Source organism: Delftia sp. PE138, from assembly GCF_018320755.1.
Taxonomy (GTDB): domain Bacteria; phylum Pseudomonadota; class Gammaproteobacteria; order Burkholderiales; family Burkholderiaceae_C; genus Comamonas; species Comamonas tsuruhatensis.
Map to the genome: position 1 here is coordinate 138900 of NZ_JABEPN010000001.1, position 18865 is coordinate 157764.

General features: G+C 69.0%; 15 protein-coding genes. 7 read left to right on the forward strand and 8 right to left on the reverse strand.

Annotation, left to right across the window (positions count from 1 at the left end; genetic code table 11):
• Positions 1–108: 108 nt before the first annotated feature.
• The 4 genes from HFGMBDPB_RS00595 to HFGMBDPB_RS00610 all read right to left on the reverse strand — a co-directional run bounded on the left by HFGMBDPB_RS00595 (position 109) and on the right by HFGMBDPB_RS00610 (position 3266).
• Entirely contained in the window at positions 109–1635 is a 1527-nt protein-coding gene (locus HFGMBDPB_RS00595; protein ID WP_212644697.1) for an alpha,alpha-trehalose-phosphate synthase (UDP-forming), read from the reverse strand.
• Positions 1632–2450 (reverse strand): trehalose-phosphatase, encoded by an 819-nt coding sequence (otsB, locus tag HFGMBDPB_RS00600; RefSeq protein WP_209800122.1) that lies wholly within the window; start codon positions 2448–2450, stop codon positions 1632–1634. The genes HFGMBDPB_RS00595 and otsB overlap by 4 nt, the downstream gene beginning before the upstream one ends.
• A 7-nt stretch (positions 2451–2457) precedes the next feature.
• Entirely contained in the window at positions 2458–2691 is a 234-nt protein-coding gene (locus HFGMBDPB_RS00605; protein WP_212644698.1) for a hypothetical protein, read from the reverse strand.
• Between the two features lie 251 nt (positions 2692–2942).
• Positions 2943–3266, reverse strand: a complete 324-nt coding sequence (locus HFGMBDPB_RS00610) for a hypothetical protein (protein WP_016448411.1) — start codon at positions 3264–3266, stop codon at positions 2943–2945.
• A 318-nt stretch (positions 3267–3584) separates the two neighbouring features.
• Between HFGMBDPB_RS00610 and HFGMBDPB_RS00615 the strand changes: the two genes are divergently transcribed.
• Entirely contained in the window at positions 3585–4550 is a 966-nt protein-coding gene (locus tag HFGMBDPB_RS00615; protein ID WP_016448410.1) for a ferritin-like domain-containing protein, read from the forward strand.
• Positions 4551–4575: 25 nt separating this feature from the next.
• Here HFGMBDPB_RS00615 and HFGMBDPB_RS00620 read toward each other — a convergent pair whose 3' ends face one another.
• Complete coding sequence (locus HFGMBDPB_RS00620) at positions 4576–5988, reverse strand: short-chain fatty acyl-CoA regulator family protein (RefSeq protein ID WP_212644699.1); 1413 nt, start codon at positions 5986–5988, stop codon at positions 4576–4578.
• A 117-nt stretch (positions 5989–6105) separates the two neighbouring features.
• On the opposite strand from HFGMBDPB_RS00620, the gene HFGMBDPB_RS00625 reads away from it, so the two are divergent.
• The 3 genes from HFGMBDPB_RS00625 to acnD are packed head-to-tail and all read left to right on the forward strand — an operon-like array spanning position 6106 to position 10376.
• Entirely contained in the window at positions 6106–6504 is a 399-nt protein-coding gene (locus HFGMBDPB_RS00625) for an acyl-CoA thioesterase (protein WP_074922441.1), read from the forward strand.
• Positions 6501–7688: a bifunctional 2-methylcitrate synthase/citrate synthase gene (prpC, locus tag HFGMBDPB_RS00630; RefSeq protein ID WP_212644700.1), complete on the forward strand. Its 1188-nt coding sequence runs from the start codon at positions 6501–6503 to the stop codon at positions 7686–7688. Before HFGMBDPB_RS00625 ends, prpC begins: the two co-directional genes overlap by 4 nt.
• Before the next feature lie 60 nt (positions 7689–7748).
• On the forward strand, positions 7749–10376 hold the full coding sequence (acnD, locus tag HFGMBDPB_RS00635) for a Fe/S-dependent 2-methylisocitrate dehydratase AcnD (RefSeq protein ID WP_212644701.1): 2628 nt from the start codon (positions 7749–7751) through the stop codon (positions 10374–10376).
• Here the strand turns inward: acnD and HFGMBDPB_RS00640 are convergent.
• Together HFGMBDPB_RS00640 and HFGMBDPB_RS00645 are read right to left on the reverse strand one after the other, a co-directional pair.
• Positions 10364–11278, reverse strand: coding sequence for a LysR family transcriptional regulator (locus HFGMBDPB_RS00640; RefSeq protein WP_043790963.1), 915 nt, complete (start codon positions 11276–11278; stop codon positions 10364–10366). The two genes, acnD and HFGMBDPB_RS00640, sit on opposite strands and share 13 nt — an antisense overlap.
• A gap of 144 nt (positions 11279–11422) precedes the next feature.
• Positions 11423–11989, reverse strand: a complete 567-nt coding sequence (locus tag HFGMBDPB_RS00645; RefSeq protein WP_043790964.1) for a TetR/AcrR family transcriptional regulator — start codon at positions 11987–11989, stop codon at positions 11423–11425.
• Positions 11990–12126: 137 nt separating this feature from the next.
• Here HFGMBDPB_RS00645 and HFGMBDPB_RS00650 point away from each other — a divergent pair, with 137 nt between their 5' ends.
• Genes HFGMBDPB_RS00650 through HFGMBDPB_RS00660 form a run of 3 tightly spaced genes read left to right on the forward strand, consistent with a single transcriptional unit; the run spans position 12127 to position 18028 of the window.
• Complete coding sequence (locus HFGMBDPB_RS00650) at positions 12127–13356, forward strand: efflux RND transporter periplasmic adaptor subunit (protein ID WP_212644702.1); 1230 nt, start codon at positions 12127–12129, stop codon at positions 13354–13356.
• A gap of 26 nt (positions 13357–13382) precedes the next feature.
• Positions 13383–16532: a multidrug efflux RND transporter permease subunit gene (locus HFGMBDPB_RS00655; RefSeq protein WP_212644703.1), complete on the forward strand. Its 3150-nt coding sequence runs from the start codon at positions 13383–13385 to the stop codon at positions 16530–16532.
• A gap of 5 nt (positions 16533–16537) precedes the next feature.
• The gene (locus HFGMBDPB_RS00660; protein ID WP_212644704.1) at positions 16538–18028 is read left to right on the forward strand and encodes an efflux transporter outer membrane subunit; all 1491 of its coding nucleotides are present in this window, start codon (positions 16538–16540) and stop codon (positions 18026–18028) included.
• Here the strand turns inward: HFGMBDPB_RS00660 and dsbG are convergent.
• On the reverse strand, positions 17974–18582 hold the full coding sequence (gene dsbG, locus HFGMBDPB_RS00665; RefSeq protein ID WP_212644705.1) for a thiol:disulfide interchange protein DsbG: 609 nt from the start codon (positions 18580–18582) through the stop codon (positions 17974–17976). The two genes, HFGMBDPB_RS00660 and dsbG, sit on opposite strands and share 55 nt — an antisense overlap.
• Positions 18583–18865 lie beyond the last annotated feature (283 nt).

Here is an 18865-nt window from a genome sequence, read left to right on the forward strand (position 1 = left end):
CGCTTGCCTTCCTTTTGTGTGTCGTGCGCAGCCCTGGAAATGGGGGTGGGGCCGGGCGATGCCATGGTGCCGGGAGGATGAACGCGGCGCCGCAGGAGCAGGAAGGCATTACCTGTCGGAGACCACCGACCGGCAGGCGTCCCGTTCCACGCCGTCGGCAGGGCAGGCGGCCAGCTCCAGGCGCAGCGGTGCCTGCTCCTGCCTGATCGAAGGAACGGGGATGCCGAAGGCTTCCCTTTCCCTGTGCTCCAGCGGTCTGGCCTCTTTCAAGGCAGACAGAAAGGCCTTGCGCCACCAGTGCACGTCCTGCTCGGCGATGCGCTGCAGCAGCCGCTGGTGCCGCTGGCGCCTTTCCTGCAGGGGCATCTGCAGGGCCTGCTGCACCATGGCGGCCGTGCCGTGCACGTCGTAGGGATTGACCAGCAGCGCCTCCTGCAGCTGCTCGGCCGCGCCGGCAAACCGCGACAGCACCAGCACGCCCGGGTCGGCCGGGTCCTGGGCCGCCACATATTCCTTGGCCACGAGGTTCATGCCGTCGCGCAGCGGCGTGACCAGGCCCACGGCCGCCGCGCGGCACAGGCCCGGAATGCCATCGCGCGGCAGGGTCTGGTGGATGTAGCGCACGGGCATCCAGTCCAGCTCGCCGTAGTCGCCGTTGACGGCGCCGCATAGCGATTCAAGCTCCCGCCGTATGTCGGCATACGCGTCCAGGCCCTCGCGCGTGGGCGAGCCGATCTGGATCAGCGTGGCGCGCCGGCGCTGCTCGGGATGGCGGGCCAGCAGCTCCCGGAAGGCACGCAGGCGCTGCGGCAGGCCCTTGGAGTAGTCCAGCCGGTCTATGCCCAGCAGCAGGCGACGCTGTGCGTACTCGTGCTTCATGCGCGCATGCATGTCCTGCGATGCGCCGGACAGGGCCAGCGCCGCGAAGCCCTCCACATCGATGCCGATGGGGAAGGTGCGGCACACCAGGCGCTGCCCATGGGCACGCAAGGCGCCATCGCCCAGCGACTGGCCCCCGGCCTCGTCGCAGACATAGCGCTCGAAATGCTGCACGTCCTGGCGGGTCTGCAGGCCCACAAGGTCGTAGGCAAACAGGCAGCGCATCAGCCATGCATGCTCGGGAATGGCCGCCAGCAGGGTCGGCGGGGGCAATGGGATGTGCAGGAAAAAGCCGATGCGCTGGCGGCAGCCCAGGGCGCGCAGCTCGGCCGCCAGCGGGATCAGGTGGTAGTCATGCACCCAGAGGATGTCGTCCTGCGCCAGCAGGGGCAGCAGCCTGCGCGCAAGCAGCTGGTTCACGCGGCGGTAGCCGGCCGCATGGCCCGTGTCGAAGCTCGCCAGGTCCAGCCGTCCGTGAAAGACGGGCCACAGTACGCCGTTGCTGTAGCCCGCGTAGTAGCTGTCATGGTCCGCGCGGTCCAGGTCCACCGTGGCCAGCGTGACGTTGCCTGCCTGGGTGCGGTGCACATGGCCGGCCGGCGCGGCCTGGGCACCGTCGTCGGTGACGGTCCCGCTCCAGCCGAACCACAGGCCGCCCGTCTGCCGCAGCGCATCGCCCATGGCCACGGCAAGGCCCCCGGCCGCGGCCCTGCGCGGATCGACCACGCGGTTGGAGATCACCACCAGCCGGCTCATGGCAGCACCTCCGCGCAGGTCTGCGCAGCCAGGTGCATGCATGCGGACTTCAGCCAGGCATGCACGGCCTGCGGGCTGCCCAGCCGGTGGCGGGCCCTGCTTGCGCCTTCGCCCACCTTGATCGCCATGCCGCCGTGCGCCTGCACCACGGCAAAGCCGCTCTCGTCCGTGACATCGTCACCGGCAAACACCGGGGTGCGGCCGGCGAACGGCGCTTCGCGCAGGAAGGCCGCAATGGCGTGGCCCTTGTCCACGCCTGCGGGCCTGACCTCCAGCACGCATTTGCCGTGCAGCAGCTCCAGACCGGGCTGGTGCCGCAGTGCGCGGCCCAACATGTCCAGGCACAGCGCCGCCAGCTCTGGCGCACGCCGGTAGTGCAGTGCGACCGAAGAGCGCTTGCGCTCCACCAGCAGGCGCGGATGATCGGCCGCCAAGGCATTGCACATCTGCAGCACGGTCTCTGGCATGGCCGATGCCTGCATGTGCAGGCGGCCTGCGGCATCCCGCCGCTGCAGGCCGTGCTCGCAGGCGGCGGGCAGATGCAGCGGCGCCAGAAAGTGGTCCAGCATCTCGACCTGCCGACCCGTGACGATGGCCAGCGCACCGCCCAACAGACCCTGCAGCCTGGCCAGCATGGGGATCAGGACGGGGTCTGGCGCAATGGCGTCCGGGGTCTCGGCCAGCGGCACGAGCGTGCCGTCGAAGTCGAGGAACAGTGCGGATCTGCAGGTGGGGAATGGGGGTGTTTCCATGGAGGCGCCAGGGTATGGGTTGCCGGTTTCGTGGATCGACATCAGGAAAGCGTCTGCTGCCATGGCCTGCTCACCGCTCGGCCTTGATGGAGCCGCGGATGTTGGTGATGGCCAGGCAGAACTGCAGGCTCACCAGCGCCCAGGCCGCCGTGGACCAGCCCCATAGCGACCACAGCGCATTGCTGAGCATCAGGATCCAGAAGCCCAGGTTGCGCCTTTGCGCAGAACGCGAGCCCACACACCAGGCGCCGGCGATGGAGGCCAGAAAGGCAGGCCACTGGAGCCAGTCGGGAATGTCGGACATGGGGTTGCTCCTGTATGGAGTAAAGCGCGGGCACCTCAGTTGCAGGGCCGTGCCGGGTCGTCTTTGTCGATGGAGTGGCATTCCTTGCAGGCTCCGCTTTCGTGCGCGCGGGCGGCCAGATTGACGTGGAAGGCCGCCCCTTGCTGCAGCTGCTCCCCGTCCAGAGCCCTTCGATGCCGGTCATGCGGTTGCTGGCGATCTTGTTGGCTGCCAGCAGCTCGTTGCGCTTCAGGTGCAAGCTTCAGGTGCCATCAAGGCTGCTTGCGCACCATCTTCTTGCGCCGTTCGGCATCCAGGCCCGGCGTCTGGCGCATGTCGGTATCGACCTGGCCGGAGGCGAGGTCGTCATGGGCCTGGCGCATCACCGGATCGGGCGCATCGCTGGTAGCGTCCAGGCTCTGGTCGCGCTCGTGCGGAAGGCGCAGGCCCTGTTCGGATGCGTCGGATGCATCGGATTCACCGGGCGCATGGGGCGCCTTGCCGACCTGTCCGGGCAGCTTGGTCTGGCCATCGCCCGACGGCTTCGCCTGTGTGGGTGCAGAGGACTTGGATGCGGATGGGGTCTTGTCTTTCATGGCGTCTTCCTTTCATTCGCGGGCCTGCGCAGGCGGCGCTTGGGCCATGGTCTCTTGGCCCTTTCGCAGCCGCCGTGGGACCACGCCGAAAGCGCAGGAACGAAAAGATGCCTCGCGCATGAACGCCGTTCTCAGGCACGCCGATTGCCCTGTGATTGCCCTGTGCCGGGGTGCGAAAAATGTCCACAGGCCACTGGCGCGATGTCCGCAAGGCCCGGTCGCCGCGTTCCTACGGCACATGGCCGCAAGCGCGCACGCCGGCGGCGCGCCACGGCGATCACGATAGACATCACTTTCAACTGCCAAGGAGCACATTCCATGACGCAATCGAATCCCGCAAACCGTGACCCGCTGTCCGACGCGCCCGGCGCACATCCCGTGGGCACCGGCATAGGCGCTGCAGGCGGTGCCGTGACCGGCGCTGCATTCGGCGCAATGGGCGGCCCCATCGGTGCTGCCGTGGGCGGTGTGGCCGGTGCCGTGGTCGGCGGGCTGGCCGGCAAGGGCGCGGCCGAAGCCGTCAATCCCACGGTCGAGGACGCCTACTGGCGAGACGCCTACCAGAACGAGCCCTACTACGTGGCAGGCCGCAGCTACGAGGAATACCGCCCCGCCTACGAGCTGGGCTGGAACGCGGCCGCCGCGCGCCGCGATGCCGATTTCGATGCCTTCGACGCCGAATGGGAGCGCGAATGGACCACGCGCCGTGGCGCCAGCCATCTGGACTGGGACCAAGCCCGGCCCGCAGCGCGCGCAGCCTGGGAGCGCGCAGGCGTTCGCGATGTCCGTGATGACACGGGGACCATCGTGGCACCGGCCTACACCGGCGACATCGACAACGACGATGTGGCCGACGTGCTCAACGACCTGCTCGAATCCTGCCGCGATGGCGAGTACGGTTTTCGCACCTCGGCCGAGAACGCCGACTCGCCGGACCTCAAGACCCTGTTCCTGCGCCATAGCGCCGAGTGCGGCGCCGCCGCGCTGGAGCTGGAGGCCGAGATCCGCAAGCTGGGCCGCGAGCCCGCATCGGGCGGCACGGTGGCCGGCGCGCTGCACCGGGGCTGGGTGTCGGTGAAGACGGCGCTGACCTCGCAGGACGACAAGGCCGTGCTGGAGGAGTGCGAGCGCGGCGAGGATTCCGCCGTGGCCCAGTACCGCAAGGCGCTCAAGCAGCCGCTGCCTCCGGCCATCCGCGTGATGGTGGAGCGCCAGGCCCAGGGCGCGCAGCGCAACCACGACGAAGTGCGCGATCTGCGCGACCGCATGCGCGCGGCCTCCTGACCCGGCACAGGATGCCTGGGGGTTGCTAGCCGCCTACGCCGTACGGCGCAAAGCGGCTGGCGTTCTCATCCACATGCAGCGCCTTTCCCACATAGGGAAAGGCGCGCTGCGTGCACTGGTCGCGCTCGCAGACCTTGCAGCCCATGCCGATGGGCGTGGCCGATTCCGGATCGCCCAGGTCCAGCCCCTTGGCATAGACCAGGCGCGCGGCATGGCGTATGTCGCAGCCCAGGCCGATGGAGAAGGTCTTGCGCGGCGAACCATATCCGCGCTGACCGTGCGAGACCGAGCGTGCAATCCACAGGTAGCGCCGCCCGTCGGGCATGCTGGCGAGCTGGCGCAGCACCTGGTCGGGCTGGCCGAAGGCCTCGTACACCGTCCACAGCGGGCAGGTGCCGCCGGTGCGGCTGAAGTGGAAATGCGTGGCCGACTGGCGCTTGGAGATATTGCCCGCGCGGTCCACGCGCACAAAGAAGAAGGGCACGCCGGGCGCGCCGGGCCGCTGCAGCGTGCTCAGCCGGTGGCAGACGGTTTCAAAGCCCACGCCAAAGCGCTGGCCCAGCAGGTCGATGTCATAGCGCAGCTGCTCGGCCGATTCCAGGAACAGGTCGTAGGGCAGCAGCAGCGCGCCCGCAAAGTAGTTGGCAAGGCCCACGCGGGCGAGCTTGCTTGAGGCCGGGTCGCCCTGGAAGGCGGCGGTGGCGATCAGCCGGTCCAGCGTGTCGCCCATCTCCAGCAAGGCCAACTGCGTGCCCAGCTGGAAGGCCTGTTGCGCAGGCTCCAGCGCCGAGGACAGCCACAGCGAGCGCGTGGCCGGGTCGAACCGGCGCTGGCTTTGCCGGGAGTCTTCCAGGCGATGCACCTGCACGCCGTGGCGCTGCTGCAGCCGCCGGACCAGCCAGTCCGCCAGATGGCCCGGGTCCGCACGCGCCTCGCCGGCCAGGGCCTGGGCCGCGCGGTCCACTTCATCGAAGTAGTTCTGGTGCGCAAAGAAGAAATCGCGCACGGCCTCGAACGGCATGGTGCGCGCCACCGGCATGTCCGAGCGGTCATCGCCCAGCCTGAGCGACATGCTCTCGATGCGCTCCAGGGCTTCCAGATGGCGGCGGTGCAGCGCCATCACCGCACGTCCCAGGGCGGGCATCTGCGTGGCGACTTCCTGCAGCTCGGGCAGGGCAATGGATTCGGGCGCCTCGGCAAGGGCCTCGCGCAGGCCGGCGACCAGGCGCGCTTCCTCGTCCTCCGAGAACTGCTGGATATCGACGCCCAGCGCGCGGTTGAGCTTGAGCAGCACCGACACCGTCAGCGGCCGCTGGTTTTGCTCCAGCTGGTTCAGGTAGCTGGGCGACAGGTCCAGCGCGTGGGCCAGGGCGATCTGGGACAGGCCGTGCTCCGCGCGCAGTTTGCGCAGCTTGACGCCCATGAACGTCTTCTTCATGGCTGTTTCCTCGGGTGGCTGTTATTCGCAGAATTTGCAAATTCGCGGACTTCGTTTCGCAAGAATTCGCCTTTTCAGCACTATGGCAGGGGCGCTATTTTGCGTAAATTGCGAAACATGACAACACCCACCGGAACCGCCGAGTTGCATGAACTGGTATTGCCCGCGCTGGCCAACCACCACGGCACGCTGTTCGCGGGCCAGGGCCTGCAGCTCATGGCCAAGGCGGCCTTTCTCGCTGCGCGCAGCCTGGCACAGCGCGAGGTCGTGATGGCCGCCGTCACCGGCGTGGACTTCCTGGCACCCGTGCCCGTGGGCCACGAGATCGTCCTGCGCGGCTGGGTCAGCCGCGTGGGGCGCAGCTCCATGACGGTCTGCGTCACCGCATCGGCCCAGGCGCCGGGCATTGCCTGCGAGGACGTGCTCAAGGGCCTGTTCGAGATGGTGGCTGTCGACCACAACGGCCTTCCTGCGGCCATTGCCCATTCCTATCTGAACCAGGAGACCCTTCCATGAGTACCACGACCATCGACGCGCCATCTGCGCCAACTTCGCCATCTGCGTCCGCATTCAAGCCCAAGAAATCCGTCGCGCTGTCGGGCGTGACCGCCGGCAACACCGCGCTGTGCACCGTGGGCCGCTCGGGCAACGACCTGCACTATCGCGGCTACGACATCCTGGACATTGCCGAGGTCTGCGAGTTTGAGGAAATCGCCCATCTGCTGGTGCACGGCAAGCTGCCCACGCGCCCCGAGCTGCAGGCCTACAAGACCAAATTGCAGGCGCTGCGCGGCCTGCCGGCCAGCGTCAGGCAGGCGCTGGAGCAGCTGCCTGCCGGCGCCCATCCGATGGACGTGATGCGCACCGGCGTCTCGGCCCTGGGCTGCGTGCTGCCCGAAAAGGACGACCACAACCTGGCGGGTGCCCGCGACATTGCCGACCGGCTCATGGCCAGCCTGGGCTCCATGCTGCTGTACTGGTACCACTGGAGCAATTCGGGCCGGCGCATCGAGGTGGAGACCGACGACGACTCCATCGGCGGCCACTTCCTGCACCTGCTGCACGGCCACCGGCCGTCCGAAGGCTGGGTGCGCGCCATGCACACCTCGCTCAACCTCTATGCAGAGCATGAGTTCAACGCCTCCACCTTCACGGCGCGCGTGATCGCGGGCACGGGCAGCGATATGTATTCCTCCATCGCGGGCGCCATCGGCGCGCTGCGCGGGCCCAAGCATGGCGGCGCCAACGAGGTGGCCTTCGAGATCCAGAAGCGCTACGACACGCCCGACGAGGCCGAGGCCGACATCCGCCGCCGCGTCGATGCCAAGGAAGTGGTGATCGGCTTCGGCCACCCGGTCTACACCGTCAGCGACCCGCGCAACGTGGTCATCAAGGGCGTGGCCAAGCGCCTGTCCGACGAGGCCGGAACCACCCGCATGTACGACATTGCCGACCGGCTGGAATCGGTGATGTGGGAGGTCAAGAAGATGTTCCCCAACCTGGACTGGTTCAGCGCCGTCAGCTACCACATGATGGGCGTGCCCACGGCCATGTTCACGCCGCTGTTCGTGATCGCGCGCACCAGCGGCTGGGCCGCGCACGTGATCGAGCAGCGCCAGGACAACAAGATCATCCGCCCCAGCGCCAACTACACGGGGCCGGATGACCAGAAGTTCGTGCCCCTCGATGCGCGCGCCTGAGCCGCCGCTGTCCTGAACCTGGCGGGCGGGCTGCAGGCCTGCCCGCATTGCACCCGCCCCATGAACCACACCCACAAGAAACCCCTGCCCGGCACCACGGTGCACTACATCGATGCCCGCGCCGCCGTCGATGCGCTCTCGCCCGGCGCCTGGGCACGCCTGCCCTACACCGCCCGCGTCCACGCCGAGAACCTCGTGCGCCGCGCCGATCCCGCGCAGCTGGACGGCTACCTGCTGCAGCTCATCGAGCGCCGGCGTGACATCGACTTTCCCTGGTACCCCGTGCGCGTGGTCTGCCACGACATCCTGGGCCAGACCGCCCTGGTGGATCTGGCCGGCCTGCGCGACGCCATCGCGGCCGAAGGCGGCGACCCCGCCCAGGTCAACCCCGTCGTGCCCGTGCAGCTCATCGTGGACCACTCGCTGGCCGTGGAGTGCGGCGGCTTCGATCCCGACGCCTTCGTGAAGAACCGCGCCATCGAGGACCGCCGCAACGAGGACCGCTTCCACTTCATCGAGTGGACAAAAAAAGCCTTTGCCAACGTGGATGTGATCCCTGCAGGGAACGGGATCATGCACCAGATCAATCTGGAGAAGATGTCCCCCGTGGTGACAGTGCAGGATGGCCTGGCCTTCCCGGACACCTGTGTCGGCACCGACTCGCACACGCCCCATGTCGATGCCCTGGGCGTGATCGCCGTGGGCGTGGGCGGCCTTGAGGCCGAGAACGTCATGCTGGGCCGCGCCTCCTGGATGCGCATGCCCGAGATCGTGGGCGTGCGCCTCACGGGCCGGCGCCAGGGCGGCATCACCGCCACCGACATCGTGCTGGCCCTGACCGAATTCCTGCGCCAGCAAAAAGTCGTCGGCGCCTATGTGGAATTCTTTGGCGAGGGCGCCGACAGCCTGAGCATCGGCGACCGCGCCACCATCTCCAACATGTGCCCCGAATACGGCGCCACGGCGGCCATGTTCTCCATTGACGACCAGACTCTGGCCTACCTGCGCCTGACCGGCCGCGACGAGGCCCAGGTGCGCCTGGTCGAGGCCTATGCGCGCACCGCAGGTTTCTGGAGCGACAGCCTGGCCGATGCCCAGTACGAGCGCGTGCTGCAGTTCGACCTGTCCACCGTGGTGCGCAACATGGCCGGTCCCTCGAATCCGCACCGGCGCCTGCCCACCTCGGCCCTGGCCGAGCGCGGCATTGCCGATGCGGCAAAACTGCAGGCCGCCCGCGCCCAGGAGCGCCAGGGCCTGATGCCCGATGGGGCCGTCATCATCGCGGCCATCACCAGCTGCACCAACACCAGCAACCCGCGCAACGTCATCGCCGCGGCGCTGCTGGCGCGCAATGCCAATCGCCTGGGTCTCACGCGCAAGCCCTGGGTCAAGTCCTCGCTGGCGCCGGGCTCCAAGGCCGTGGAGCTGTACCTGAAGGAGGCCGGGCTGCTCACCGAGCTGCAGCAGCTGGGCTTTGGCATCGTCGCCTTTGCCTGCACCACCTGCAACGGCATGAGCGGCGCGCTGGACCCCAGGATCCAGCAGGAAATCGTCGAGCGCGACCTCTACGCCACGGCCGTGCTCTCGGGCAACCGCAACTTCGACGGGCGCATCCATCCGTATGCCAAACAGGCCTTCCTGGCCTCGCCGCCGCTGGTCGTGGCCTATGCGCTGGCGGGCACCATCCGCTTCGACATCGAGCAGGACGTGCTGGCTGTGGTGGACGGGCGCGAGATCCGCCTCAAGGACCTGTGGCCCGCCGACGAGGAGATCGACGCCATCGTCGAGCAGGCGGTCAAACCTGCACAATTCCGCGCCGTCTACGACCCCATGTTCGCCATCCGCAAGGACGATGGCGACAAGGCACGGCCCCAGTACGACTGGCGCCCCCAGTCCACCTACATCCGCCGCCCGCCCTACTGGGATACCGAAGGCGTGGGCGCGCTGGCGGCCTTCCCGCGCACGCTGCGCAACATGCGGCCGCTGGCGCTGCTGCCCGACAACATCACCACCGACCACCTGTCGCCCTCCAACGCCATCCTGGCCGACAGCGCGGCGGGCGAATACCTGGCGCGCATGGGCCTGCCCGAGGAAGACTTCAACTCCTACGCCACCCACCGCGGCGATCACCTGACGGCCATGCGCGCCACCTTCGCCAACCCGCAGCTGGTCAATGAAATGGCCGTCATCGATGGCGTGCAGCACAAGGGCTCGCTGGCGCGCATCGAGCCCGAAGGCCGCGTGGTGCGCATGTGGGAGGCCATGGAAACCTACCTGAACCGCCGCCAGCCGCTGATCATCATCGCGGGCGCCGACTACGGCCAGGGCAGCTCGCGCGACTGGGCGGCCAAGGGAGTGCGGCTGGCCGGAGTCGAGGCCGTGGTGGCCGAAGGCTTCGAGCGCATCCACCGCACCAACCTCATCGGCATGGGCGTGCTGCCGCTGCAGTTCCTGCCGGGCACCGACCGCAAGACCCTGGGGCTGGACGGCACGGAGGTCTATGGCGTGGAAGGCGAGCGCACGCCGGGCACCCAACTCACGCTGGTGGTCGAGCGCAGAAACGGCCAGACGCTGCGCGTGCCCGTGACCTGCCGGCTGGACACGGCCGAGGAGGTATCGGTCTACGAGGCCGGCGGGGTGCTGCAGCGGTTTGCGCAGGACTTCCTGGCGCAGGCTCAGGCAGCCTGAGAAGGGGGCGTGCCAGCGGCCAGCGGCTGGCGCGCCAGCTCGATGAAGGCCTGCAGATAGTCGGTCTGCAGGTCCGCCACGCGCGCGCCCAGGAAGATCTGCTTGGCAATGCCCTGGGCGCCCAGGCGCACGGGAACCACGTCCAGCTTGCCCGCGTACTCCTGCACCAGCCAGCGCGGCAAGGCCGCCACGCCCCGGCCGCTGGCCACCATCTGCATCATGATGTCCGTGGTCTCTATGGCCTTCTGGCGGCGCGGCGTGATGCCGGCCGGCATGAGGAACTGGTTGTAGATGTCCAGCCGGTCCATGGGAACGGGATAGGTGATCAGCACCTCGGGCGCGAGCTGGGCGGCCTCCACGAAATCGGCCCCTGCCAGCGCATGCGCGCTGGAGACCACCAGCACCTGCTCGTAGTCGAACACGGGCACGAACTCCAGGCCCGTCTTGAACAGCGGATCGGGCGTGACCAGCAGGTCGATCTCGTAGCCGAACAGCGCGCCGATGCCGCCGAACTGGAATTTCTGCTTCACATCCACATCCACATCGGGCCAGCTCGCCAGATAGGGCGCGACGATCTTGAGCAGCCACTGGTAGCAGGGATGGCACTCCATGCCGATGCGCAGCGCGCCGCGCTCGCCCTGGGCGAACTGGCGCAGCCGCTCCTCGGCCAGGTCCAGCTGGGGCAGCACGCGCTGGGCCACGGCCAGCAGGTACTGGCCGGCCTGCGTCAGGCGCAGGCTGCGGCCTTCGCGCAGCCAGATGTCCGTGCCCAGCTGCTGCTCCAGCTTCTTCATGCTGTGGCTCAGCGCCGACTGCGTCACGCACAGCACGCCGGCCGCCGCCGTCAGCGAGCCCTGTTTTTCGACTTCACGGACGATGGCGAGGTGGGTGCGTTCGAGCATTTTGGTGAGAAAAATTCATGGATTTGTGAGCTAAAAAAATTCTAGTTCATTGATGTGGATCCATTCCATGGCTGCCTTCATCGATTGAAAGCAGTGCATGACCATCATTCATCACCTGGGTTTTCCCCATCGGCGCCCGGTGCACTACGCGGCCGGTGCGCCGGGCTGCAGGGCGCCGTGCAGGAAGGCCTGCTCCATCACGGCCGCCACGCTGGCCCGCGCAACACGGCCGCGCCGCTCCGCATCCAGCAGCCCCACGACCATGGACAGCCACAGCTCGGTCATGGCCGCAGCCGTGATGTCGATGCGGAACACGCCGGCCTGCTGGCCGCGCAGGAAAAAGGCATCCATGGCCGCCACCCATTCGCTCTCTATCTGGCCGACCACCGAGATGTCGGAGCGCCAGAAATACATCAGGAACAGCAGCAGCGTCTGGTGGTCCTGGCAGTGGGCGGTGAGGCGGCGCAGCGCCTCCAGCGGCGCGTGGCGCTCCAGCTCGGCCGCGCGCATGGCGCGCGACAGCGTGTCGGCCGCATGCCCTATGAGCCGGTCTATGAGCTGGTCGCGCGTGGGGCAGAAGCGGTAGAGCGTGGCCTTGCTGATGCCGATGGCGCGTGCCAGCTCCTGCAGATTGGCCTTGGGATCGTCCAGCAGCGCCAGTGCCAGTGCGCCCAGCAGCTTGCCTTCGTCCTCTTGCTTGGTGCTCGTCATCGCTTGTCATGCCTCCTTGGAAAGTGCGGGGATTTTATCTGTTGATGTTTTAAAGAATCAAATGAATCGATGTTGACTCATTTGATTCTGATATGTACCATCGCGGCCTTCGTATCGAACTCAATCAGGTTGTGAACATGAGCATGCGTCTGAACAAGCGACGTGGCCTGCCGCTGGCGGCCCTGGTGCTGGCCGCCCTGGCCGCCCTGGCAGCGGGCTGCGGCCGCAACGAGGCTCCGGCCGCAGCGGGTGACGCGCTGCCCGTGGTGCAGGCCGTCACCGTGCAGCCCGCGCCGCTGGCCCTGTCCAGCGAGCTGCCGGGCCGTATCGAGCCCGTGCGCGTGGCCGAGGTGCGTGCGCGGGTGGCCGGCATCGTGCTGCGCCGCCATTTCGAGGAAGGCGCCGACGTCCGGGCCGGCCAGGTGCTGTTCCAGATCGACCCGGCGCCCCTGCGCGCCGCCCTGTCCCGCGCCCAGGGCCAGCTGGCCAGCGCCGAAGCGGCCCTGATCGAAGCGCGTGCCGTGGTCGGCCGCAACGCGCCGCTGGTGGCCCAGGAGGCGGTCAGCCGCCAGGACTTCGAAGCCATGCAGGCCCGCCTGCAGGCGGCCCAGGCCGCGCGCCAGTCCGCCCAGGCCGAGGTGCAGGCGGCCGCCCTGAACCTGGAATACGCCACGGTCAGGGCGCCTATCGCGGGCCGCATCGGCCGTGCGCTGGTCACCGAGGGCGCCCTGGTGGGCCAGGGCGAGGCCACGCCCATGGCGCTGGTCCAGCAGCTCGACCCGGTCTATGCCGACTTCCAGCAGCCCGTGGCCGAAGCCCAGCGCCTGCGCGCGGCCCTGGCCGAGGGCCGCCTGGCACAGACGGCGGGCAAGGACGGCACGCCGGTCTCCCTGAAGGTGGACGGCACGGGCCTGCAGCGCACGGGGCGGCTGCTGTTCTCGGATGTGACGGTGGACCGCGGCACCGGCCAGATGGCGCTGCGCGGGCGCTTCGACAACCGCGACGGCATGCTGCTGCCCGGCATGTATGTGCGCGTGACCGTGGGCCAGGGCGTGGACCCTGCCGCCATCCTGGTGCCGCAGCGGGCCGTGCAGCGCAGCACCGACGGGCAGGCCCACGTGCTGGTTGTGGACGGCCAGGACACGCTGCAGATGCGCCCCGTGCAGACCGCGGCCATGCATGGCGCGCAGTGGCAGATCAGCGCAGGCCTCAAGGGCGGCGAGCGCGTGGTGGTGGGCCGCATGGCAGGCCTGCAGCCCGGGGCGCGGGTTCAGGTCACGGCCCTTTCCGATGCCGCGGCCTCCCCTACGGCGGGGCTGTCCGGCACCTTCAGCGCCTCCGGCAGCTCCGCCACGTCCAGCGACTGAGCCGGCGCGTGCCCAAGGAATAGACCATGTCCAAGTTCTTCATCAACCGCCCCAACTTCGCCTGGGTGGTGGCCATCTTCATCATGCTCGCCGGGCTGCTGGCCATACCGGCGCTGCCCGTCTCCCAGTTTCCCAACGTGGCGCCGCCGCAGATCTCGATCACCGCCAACTATCCCGGCGCCTCCGCCACCACGGTGATGGAGTCGGTGACCAGCGTCATCGAGGAGGAGCTCAACGGCACCAAGGGGCTGCTGTACTTCGACTCCTCCAGCGGCTCCACGGGCCTGGCCGAGATCACGGCCACCTTCGCCCCGGGCACCGAGCCCGCGCTGGCCCAGGTGGAGGTGCAAAACCGCATCAAGAAGGCCGAGGCGCGCCTGCCCGCGTCCGTGATGCAGATGGGCCTGCAGGTCGAGCAGGCCAGCGCCAACTTCCTGATGATCTACTCGCTGACCTACAAGGACGGCAGCGGCGGCAACAGCGAGGTGGCCCTGTCCGACTACGCCGTGCGCAACATCAACAACGAGATCCGCCGCGTGCCCGGCGTGGGCAAGGTGCAGTTCTTCGCGGCCGATGTGGCCATGCGCGTCTGGGTCGATCCGAACAAGCTGCTGGGCTACGGCCTGTCGGTGGCGGACGTGAACGCGGCCATCGCCGCCCAGAACGCGCAGGTGCCGGCCGGCAGCTTTGGCGCCTCGCCCGCAGGGCCCGGCCAGGAGCTGAGCGCCACCATTGCCGTCAAGGGCACGCTGGCCTCGCCCGAGGAGTTCGGCCAGATCGTGCTGCGTGCCAGGGCCGATGGCTCGGCCGTGCGCCTGGCCGATGTGGCGCGGCTGGAGGTCGGCCAGCTGGACTACAGCTTTTCCTCGCGCGAGGACGGCCGCCAGGGCGTGGCCGCCGCCGTGCAGCTGGCGCCCGGCGCCAACGCCATGCAGACGGCCAAGGCCGTCAAGGCGCGCCTGGCCGAGCTGTCGCAGAACTTCCCTGCCGGCATCCAGTACGCCGTGCCCTATGACACCTCGCGCTTCGTGGAAGTGGCCATCGGCAAGGTCATCCAGACCCTGGTGGAGGCCGTGGCGCTGGTGTTCCTGGTGATGTGGCTGTTCCTGCAGAACCTGCGCTACACGCTGATTCCCACCATCGTCGTGCCCGTCTGCCTGGCCGGCACCCTGGGCGTGATGTATGCGCTGGGCTTTTCGGTGAACATGATGACCATGTTCGGCATGGTGCTGGCCATCGGCATCCTGGTGGACGACGCCATCGTGGTGGTGGAGAACGTGGAGCGCCTCATGGCCGAGGAGGGGCTGTCGCCTCTGGCCGCCACGGTCAAGGCCATGCAGCAGGTCTCGGGCGCCATCGTCGGCATCACCCTGGTGCTGGTGGCGGTGTTCCTGCCGCTGGCCTTCATGAGCGGCTCGGTGGGCGTGATCTACCGGCAGTTCTCGCTGTCGCTGGCCGTGTCCATCCTGTTCTCGGGCCTGCTGGCGCTGACCTTCACGCCGGCGCTGTGCGCCACGCTGCTCAAGCCCGTTGCCAAGGGCCACCACGCCGAGCGCAAGGGCTTCTTCGGCTGGTTCAACCGCCGCTTCGCGGCGCTGACCGAGCGCTTCGACCTGCTCAACCAGCGGCTGGTGCGCCGCGCCGGGCGCTGCATGCTGGTGTATGCCGCCATCGTGGCCGGGCTGGGCGTGGCGTACACGCGCATGCCCGAATCCTTCGTGCCCTACGAGGACATGGGCTACTACATCGTCGGCGTGCAGCTGCCGCCGGGCGCCACCACGGAGCGCACCAAGGCCATGGTCAAGGACATGGAGGACTATGTTCAGAGCCGCCCCGCCACGGCCCAGGCCGAGTTCCTGATGGGCTACAGCTTCTCGGGCATGGGGCAGAACGCGGCCCTGGCCTTCGTCACGCTCAAGGACTGGTCGGTGCGCGGCGCCGGGCAGGCGTCGTGGGACGAGGTGCAGGCCTTCAACCAGCGCTTTGCCAGCCTGTCCGACGGCACCGTCATGGCCGTGGACCCGCCGCCCATCGACGGCCTGGGCAACTCCGGCGGCTTTGCGCTGCGCCTGCAGGACCGCGCCAGCCTGGGCCGCGAGGCGCTGATCGCCGCGCGCGACCAGCTGCTGGCCAAGGCCAATGCCTCGCCCATCATTGCCTACGCCATGATGGAAAACCTGGAGGATGCGCCCCAGCTGCGGCTGGACATCGACCGGCGCAAGGCGCAGGCCCAGGGCGTGGATTTCAGCGCCATCAACACGGCCCTGTCCACCGCCTACGGCTCGGCCGTGATCAACGAGTTCCCCAACGCGGGCCGCCTGCAGCGCGTGGTGGTGCAGGCCGATGCCCAGGCCCGCGCGCGGCCCGAGGACATCCTGCGCCTGCACGTGCCCAACGCCGCCGGCCAGCAGGTGCCGCTGTCGGCCTTTGCCACGGTGCGCTGGGAAAGCGGGCCGGTGCAGATCTCGCGCTACAACGGCTATCCGGCCTTCCGCATCTCGGGCGATGCCAGGCCCGGCCACACCACGGGCGAGGCCATGGCCGAGCTGGAACGCATCATGGCCGAGATGCCGCGCGGCATAGGCTACGAGTGGACGGCCCTGTCCTTCCAGGAGAAAGCCGCCGGTGCCCAGGCGCCCAAGCTGTTCGCGCTGGCCATCGTGGTGGTGTTCCTGCTGCTGGTGGCCCTGTACGAGAGCTGGAGCATTCCCGCCGCCGTGATGCTGATCGTGCCCATAGGCGCGCTGGGATCGGTGCTGGCCACCTCGGCCGTGGGCCTGTCCAACGACGTGTACTTCAAGGTGGGCCTGATCACCATCATCGGCCTGGCGGCCAAGAACGCCATCCTGATCGTGGAGTTCGCCAGGGACCTGCATGCGCAGGGGCACAGCCTGGCGCAGGCCGCGCTGCAGGCGGCGCGGCTGCGCTTTCGGCCCATCGTCATGACCTCGCTGGCCTTTATCCTGGGCGTGGTGCCGCTGGCGCTGGCCTCGGGCGCGGGCGCCTCCAGCCAGGCCGCCATCGGCTTCGGCGTGATTGGCGGCATGCTGTCGGCCACGCTGCTGGGGGTGGTCTTCGTTCCTGTCTTCTTCGTCTGGGTGCTGTCCCTGTTCCGGCGCAAGGCGCCGGCCGGCACCCCGCCTGCCCTGCAGGCCCCGGCAACCCGCATCGAGTAAGCGCCATGTCCATGCACTTCTTCCCACGCGCCCTGTGTGCGCTGGCCGCCAGCCTGGTGCTGGCGGGCTGCTCCCTCGCCCCGGTCCACCAGCGTCCGCAGGCGCCCATTCCCACGCAATGGCCGCAGCAGGATGCCGCGCCCGTGCTGTCCTCGTCGGCGGCCACGCTGGACTGGAACAGCTTCATCGCCGACCGCCAGCTGCGCCAGCTGGTGGACCTGGCCCAGGCCCACAACCGCGACCTGCGCCAGACCCTGCTCAACGTGGAGGCGGCACGCGCCCTGTACCAGGTGCAGCGCGCCGACCGCCTGCCGGGCGTGGGCCTGCAGGGCGGCGGCACGCGCCAGCGCCTGCCGGGCGACATGAATGCCACGGGCCAGCCGCAGGTGCAGGGCAGCTGGCAGGCCGGCCTGGGGCTGGCCGCCTTCGAGCTGGACCTGTTCGGCCGCGTGCGCAACCTGTCCGAAGCCGCCCTGGGCGAGTACCTGGCCACCGAAGAGGCCGCGCGCGCCGCCCGCATCAGCCTGGGCGCCGAAGTGGTCCAGGCCTACCTGTCCCGCGACGGGGCCCTGCGCCGGCTGCAACTGGCGCAGCGCACGCTGCAAAGCCGTGAATCCTCGCTGCGCCTGACCGCGCAGCGGCGCCAGGCGGGCACGGCCACGGCCCTGGACCACCAGGACGCCCTGGGCCTGGCCGCCCAGGCCCGCGCCGACGTGGAGCGAAGCGAACGCGAGCTGCGCCAGGCCGGCAACGCCCTGCTGCTGCTGACGGGCGTGGAGGATCTGGGGCCGTACTTGTCCGCAGAGTCGTCCCAACCGTCCCAGCCATCCGATGTACCCCTGCTGCTGCAGGACCTGTCGGCCGGCACGCCTTCCGAACTGCTCATCCACCGCCCCGACATCCAGGCGGCCGAGCACCGGCTGCGCGCGCGCAGCGCGGACATTGGTGCGGCGCGCGCGGCCTTCTTCCCGCGCATCTCGCTCACCGGGTTCCTGGGATCGTCCAGCGCCGATCTGTCCGACCTGTTCCGCTCGGGCCAGCGCGCCTGGTCGTTCACTCCCCAGGTCACGCTGCCCCTCTTCGACGGGGGGCGCAACCGCGCCAACCTCGACCTGGCCGTGCTGCGCAAGGACATGGCCGTGGCAGCCTACGAGCAGGCCATCCAGACCGCCTTCCGCGAAGTGGCCGACGCCCTGGCCGCCACCGACACGCTGCGCCGCGAGGAAGCCGCGCGCCTGGCGCTGCGCGACAGCAGCCGCGAAAGCCTGCGGCTGGCGCAGGCCCGTTACCAGGCGGGGGTGGACGACCATCTGCGCTACCTGGACGCACAGCGCAACGCCTTCGCCAATGAAAGCGCCTACATCGATACCGTGACCCAGCGGCAGCTGGCGCTGGCCCAGCTGTTCCGCGTGCTGGGCGGCAGCTGGACGGCGCCGCCGCCTCACAGCGCCCCGAACACCTCCGGCAAGGCGGCCTCGCGCGGCATGCCGCCATAGCTCTTGGTGCCGCCCTGGCTGTCGATCACCACGATGCCCGGCGTGCCACGGAAGCCCAGGGACATCATCAGCTTGCGGTGGGCCTCCAGCGTCTTGCGCACGTCTGGGCTGACGCTGAAGGCGGGCGCTATGCCGCCCTGGGCGGACTTCTTCTCGTGCTCCATCAGTGCGGCCGCGCGGTCCGGGGCCTGCAGGATGGCGGCGGCCTTGGCCGGGCTGTCGTCCCGGATCACGCCCACCAGGATGTGGCGCAGCTGCACCTTGCCTGCGTCCACCCAGGGGCGTGCGGCCTCCCAGAACTTGTGGCAGTACTTGCAGTTGGGGTCGGTGAAGGTATAGATCACGCGCGGCGCATCGGCCTTGCCGTCGGGCACCCAGGTGGAGGTCTCCAGCTGCGCCTGCACGGTGTCGCCCGCCGGCTTGGCGGCCTGGGCCTGGGCCTTGGCCTGGGGGGCCTGGGCCGTGGCAGGGCCTTCTGCGGCGCTTGCCCGTCCTGCCGCCAGAAAGAGGCTGGCAGCCATGCCTGCAAAAAGGACGGTGCGTTGAAGATGCATGGGAACTCCTTGGAACGGTTGGATGAATGAGGGTGCGGCGCCTGGTGCTGTGGCAACAGCTGCGGACGGTGTGAGTCGGAGTGCATCCGCCGCGTTCCATCGGTCCAGGAAATCGCTTGCGGCAATCTCTTACACGACGGCCGACCGACCACACGCCGTTTCCGCCGCGTTGCAGCCCATGGGCTTCGCACGCCGCTGATTGTCATTGACACCCTTGCAGATGCTGCGCATCGGCGCTGGGCAGTCGTCATTGCAGACAGCCAGGGCGAGCGGGGCAGGGTGG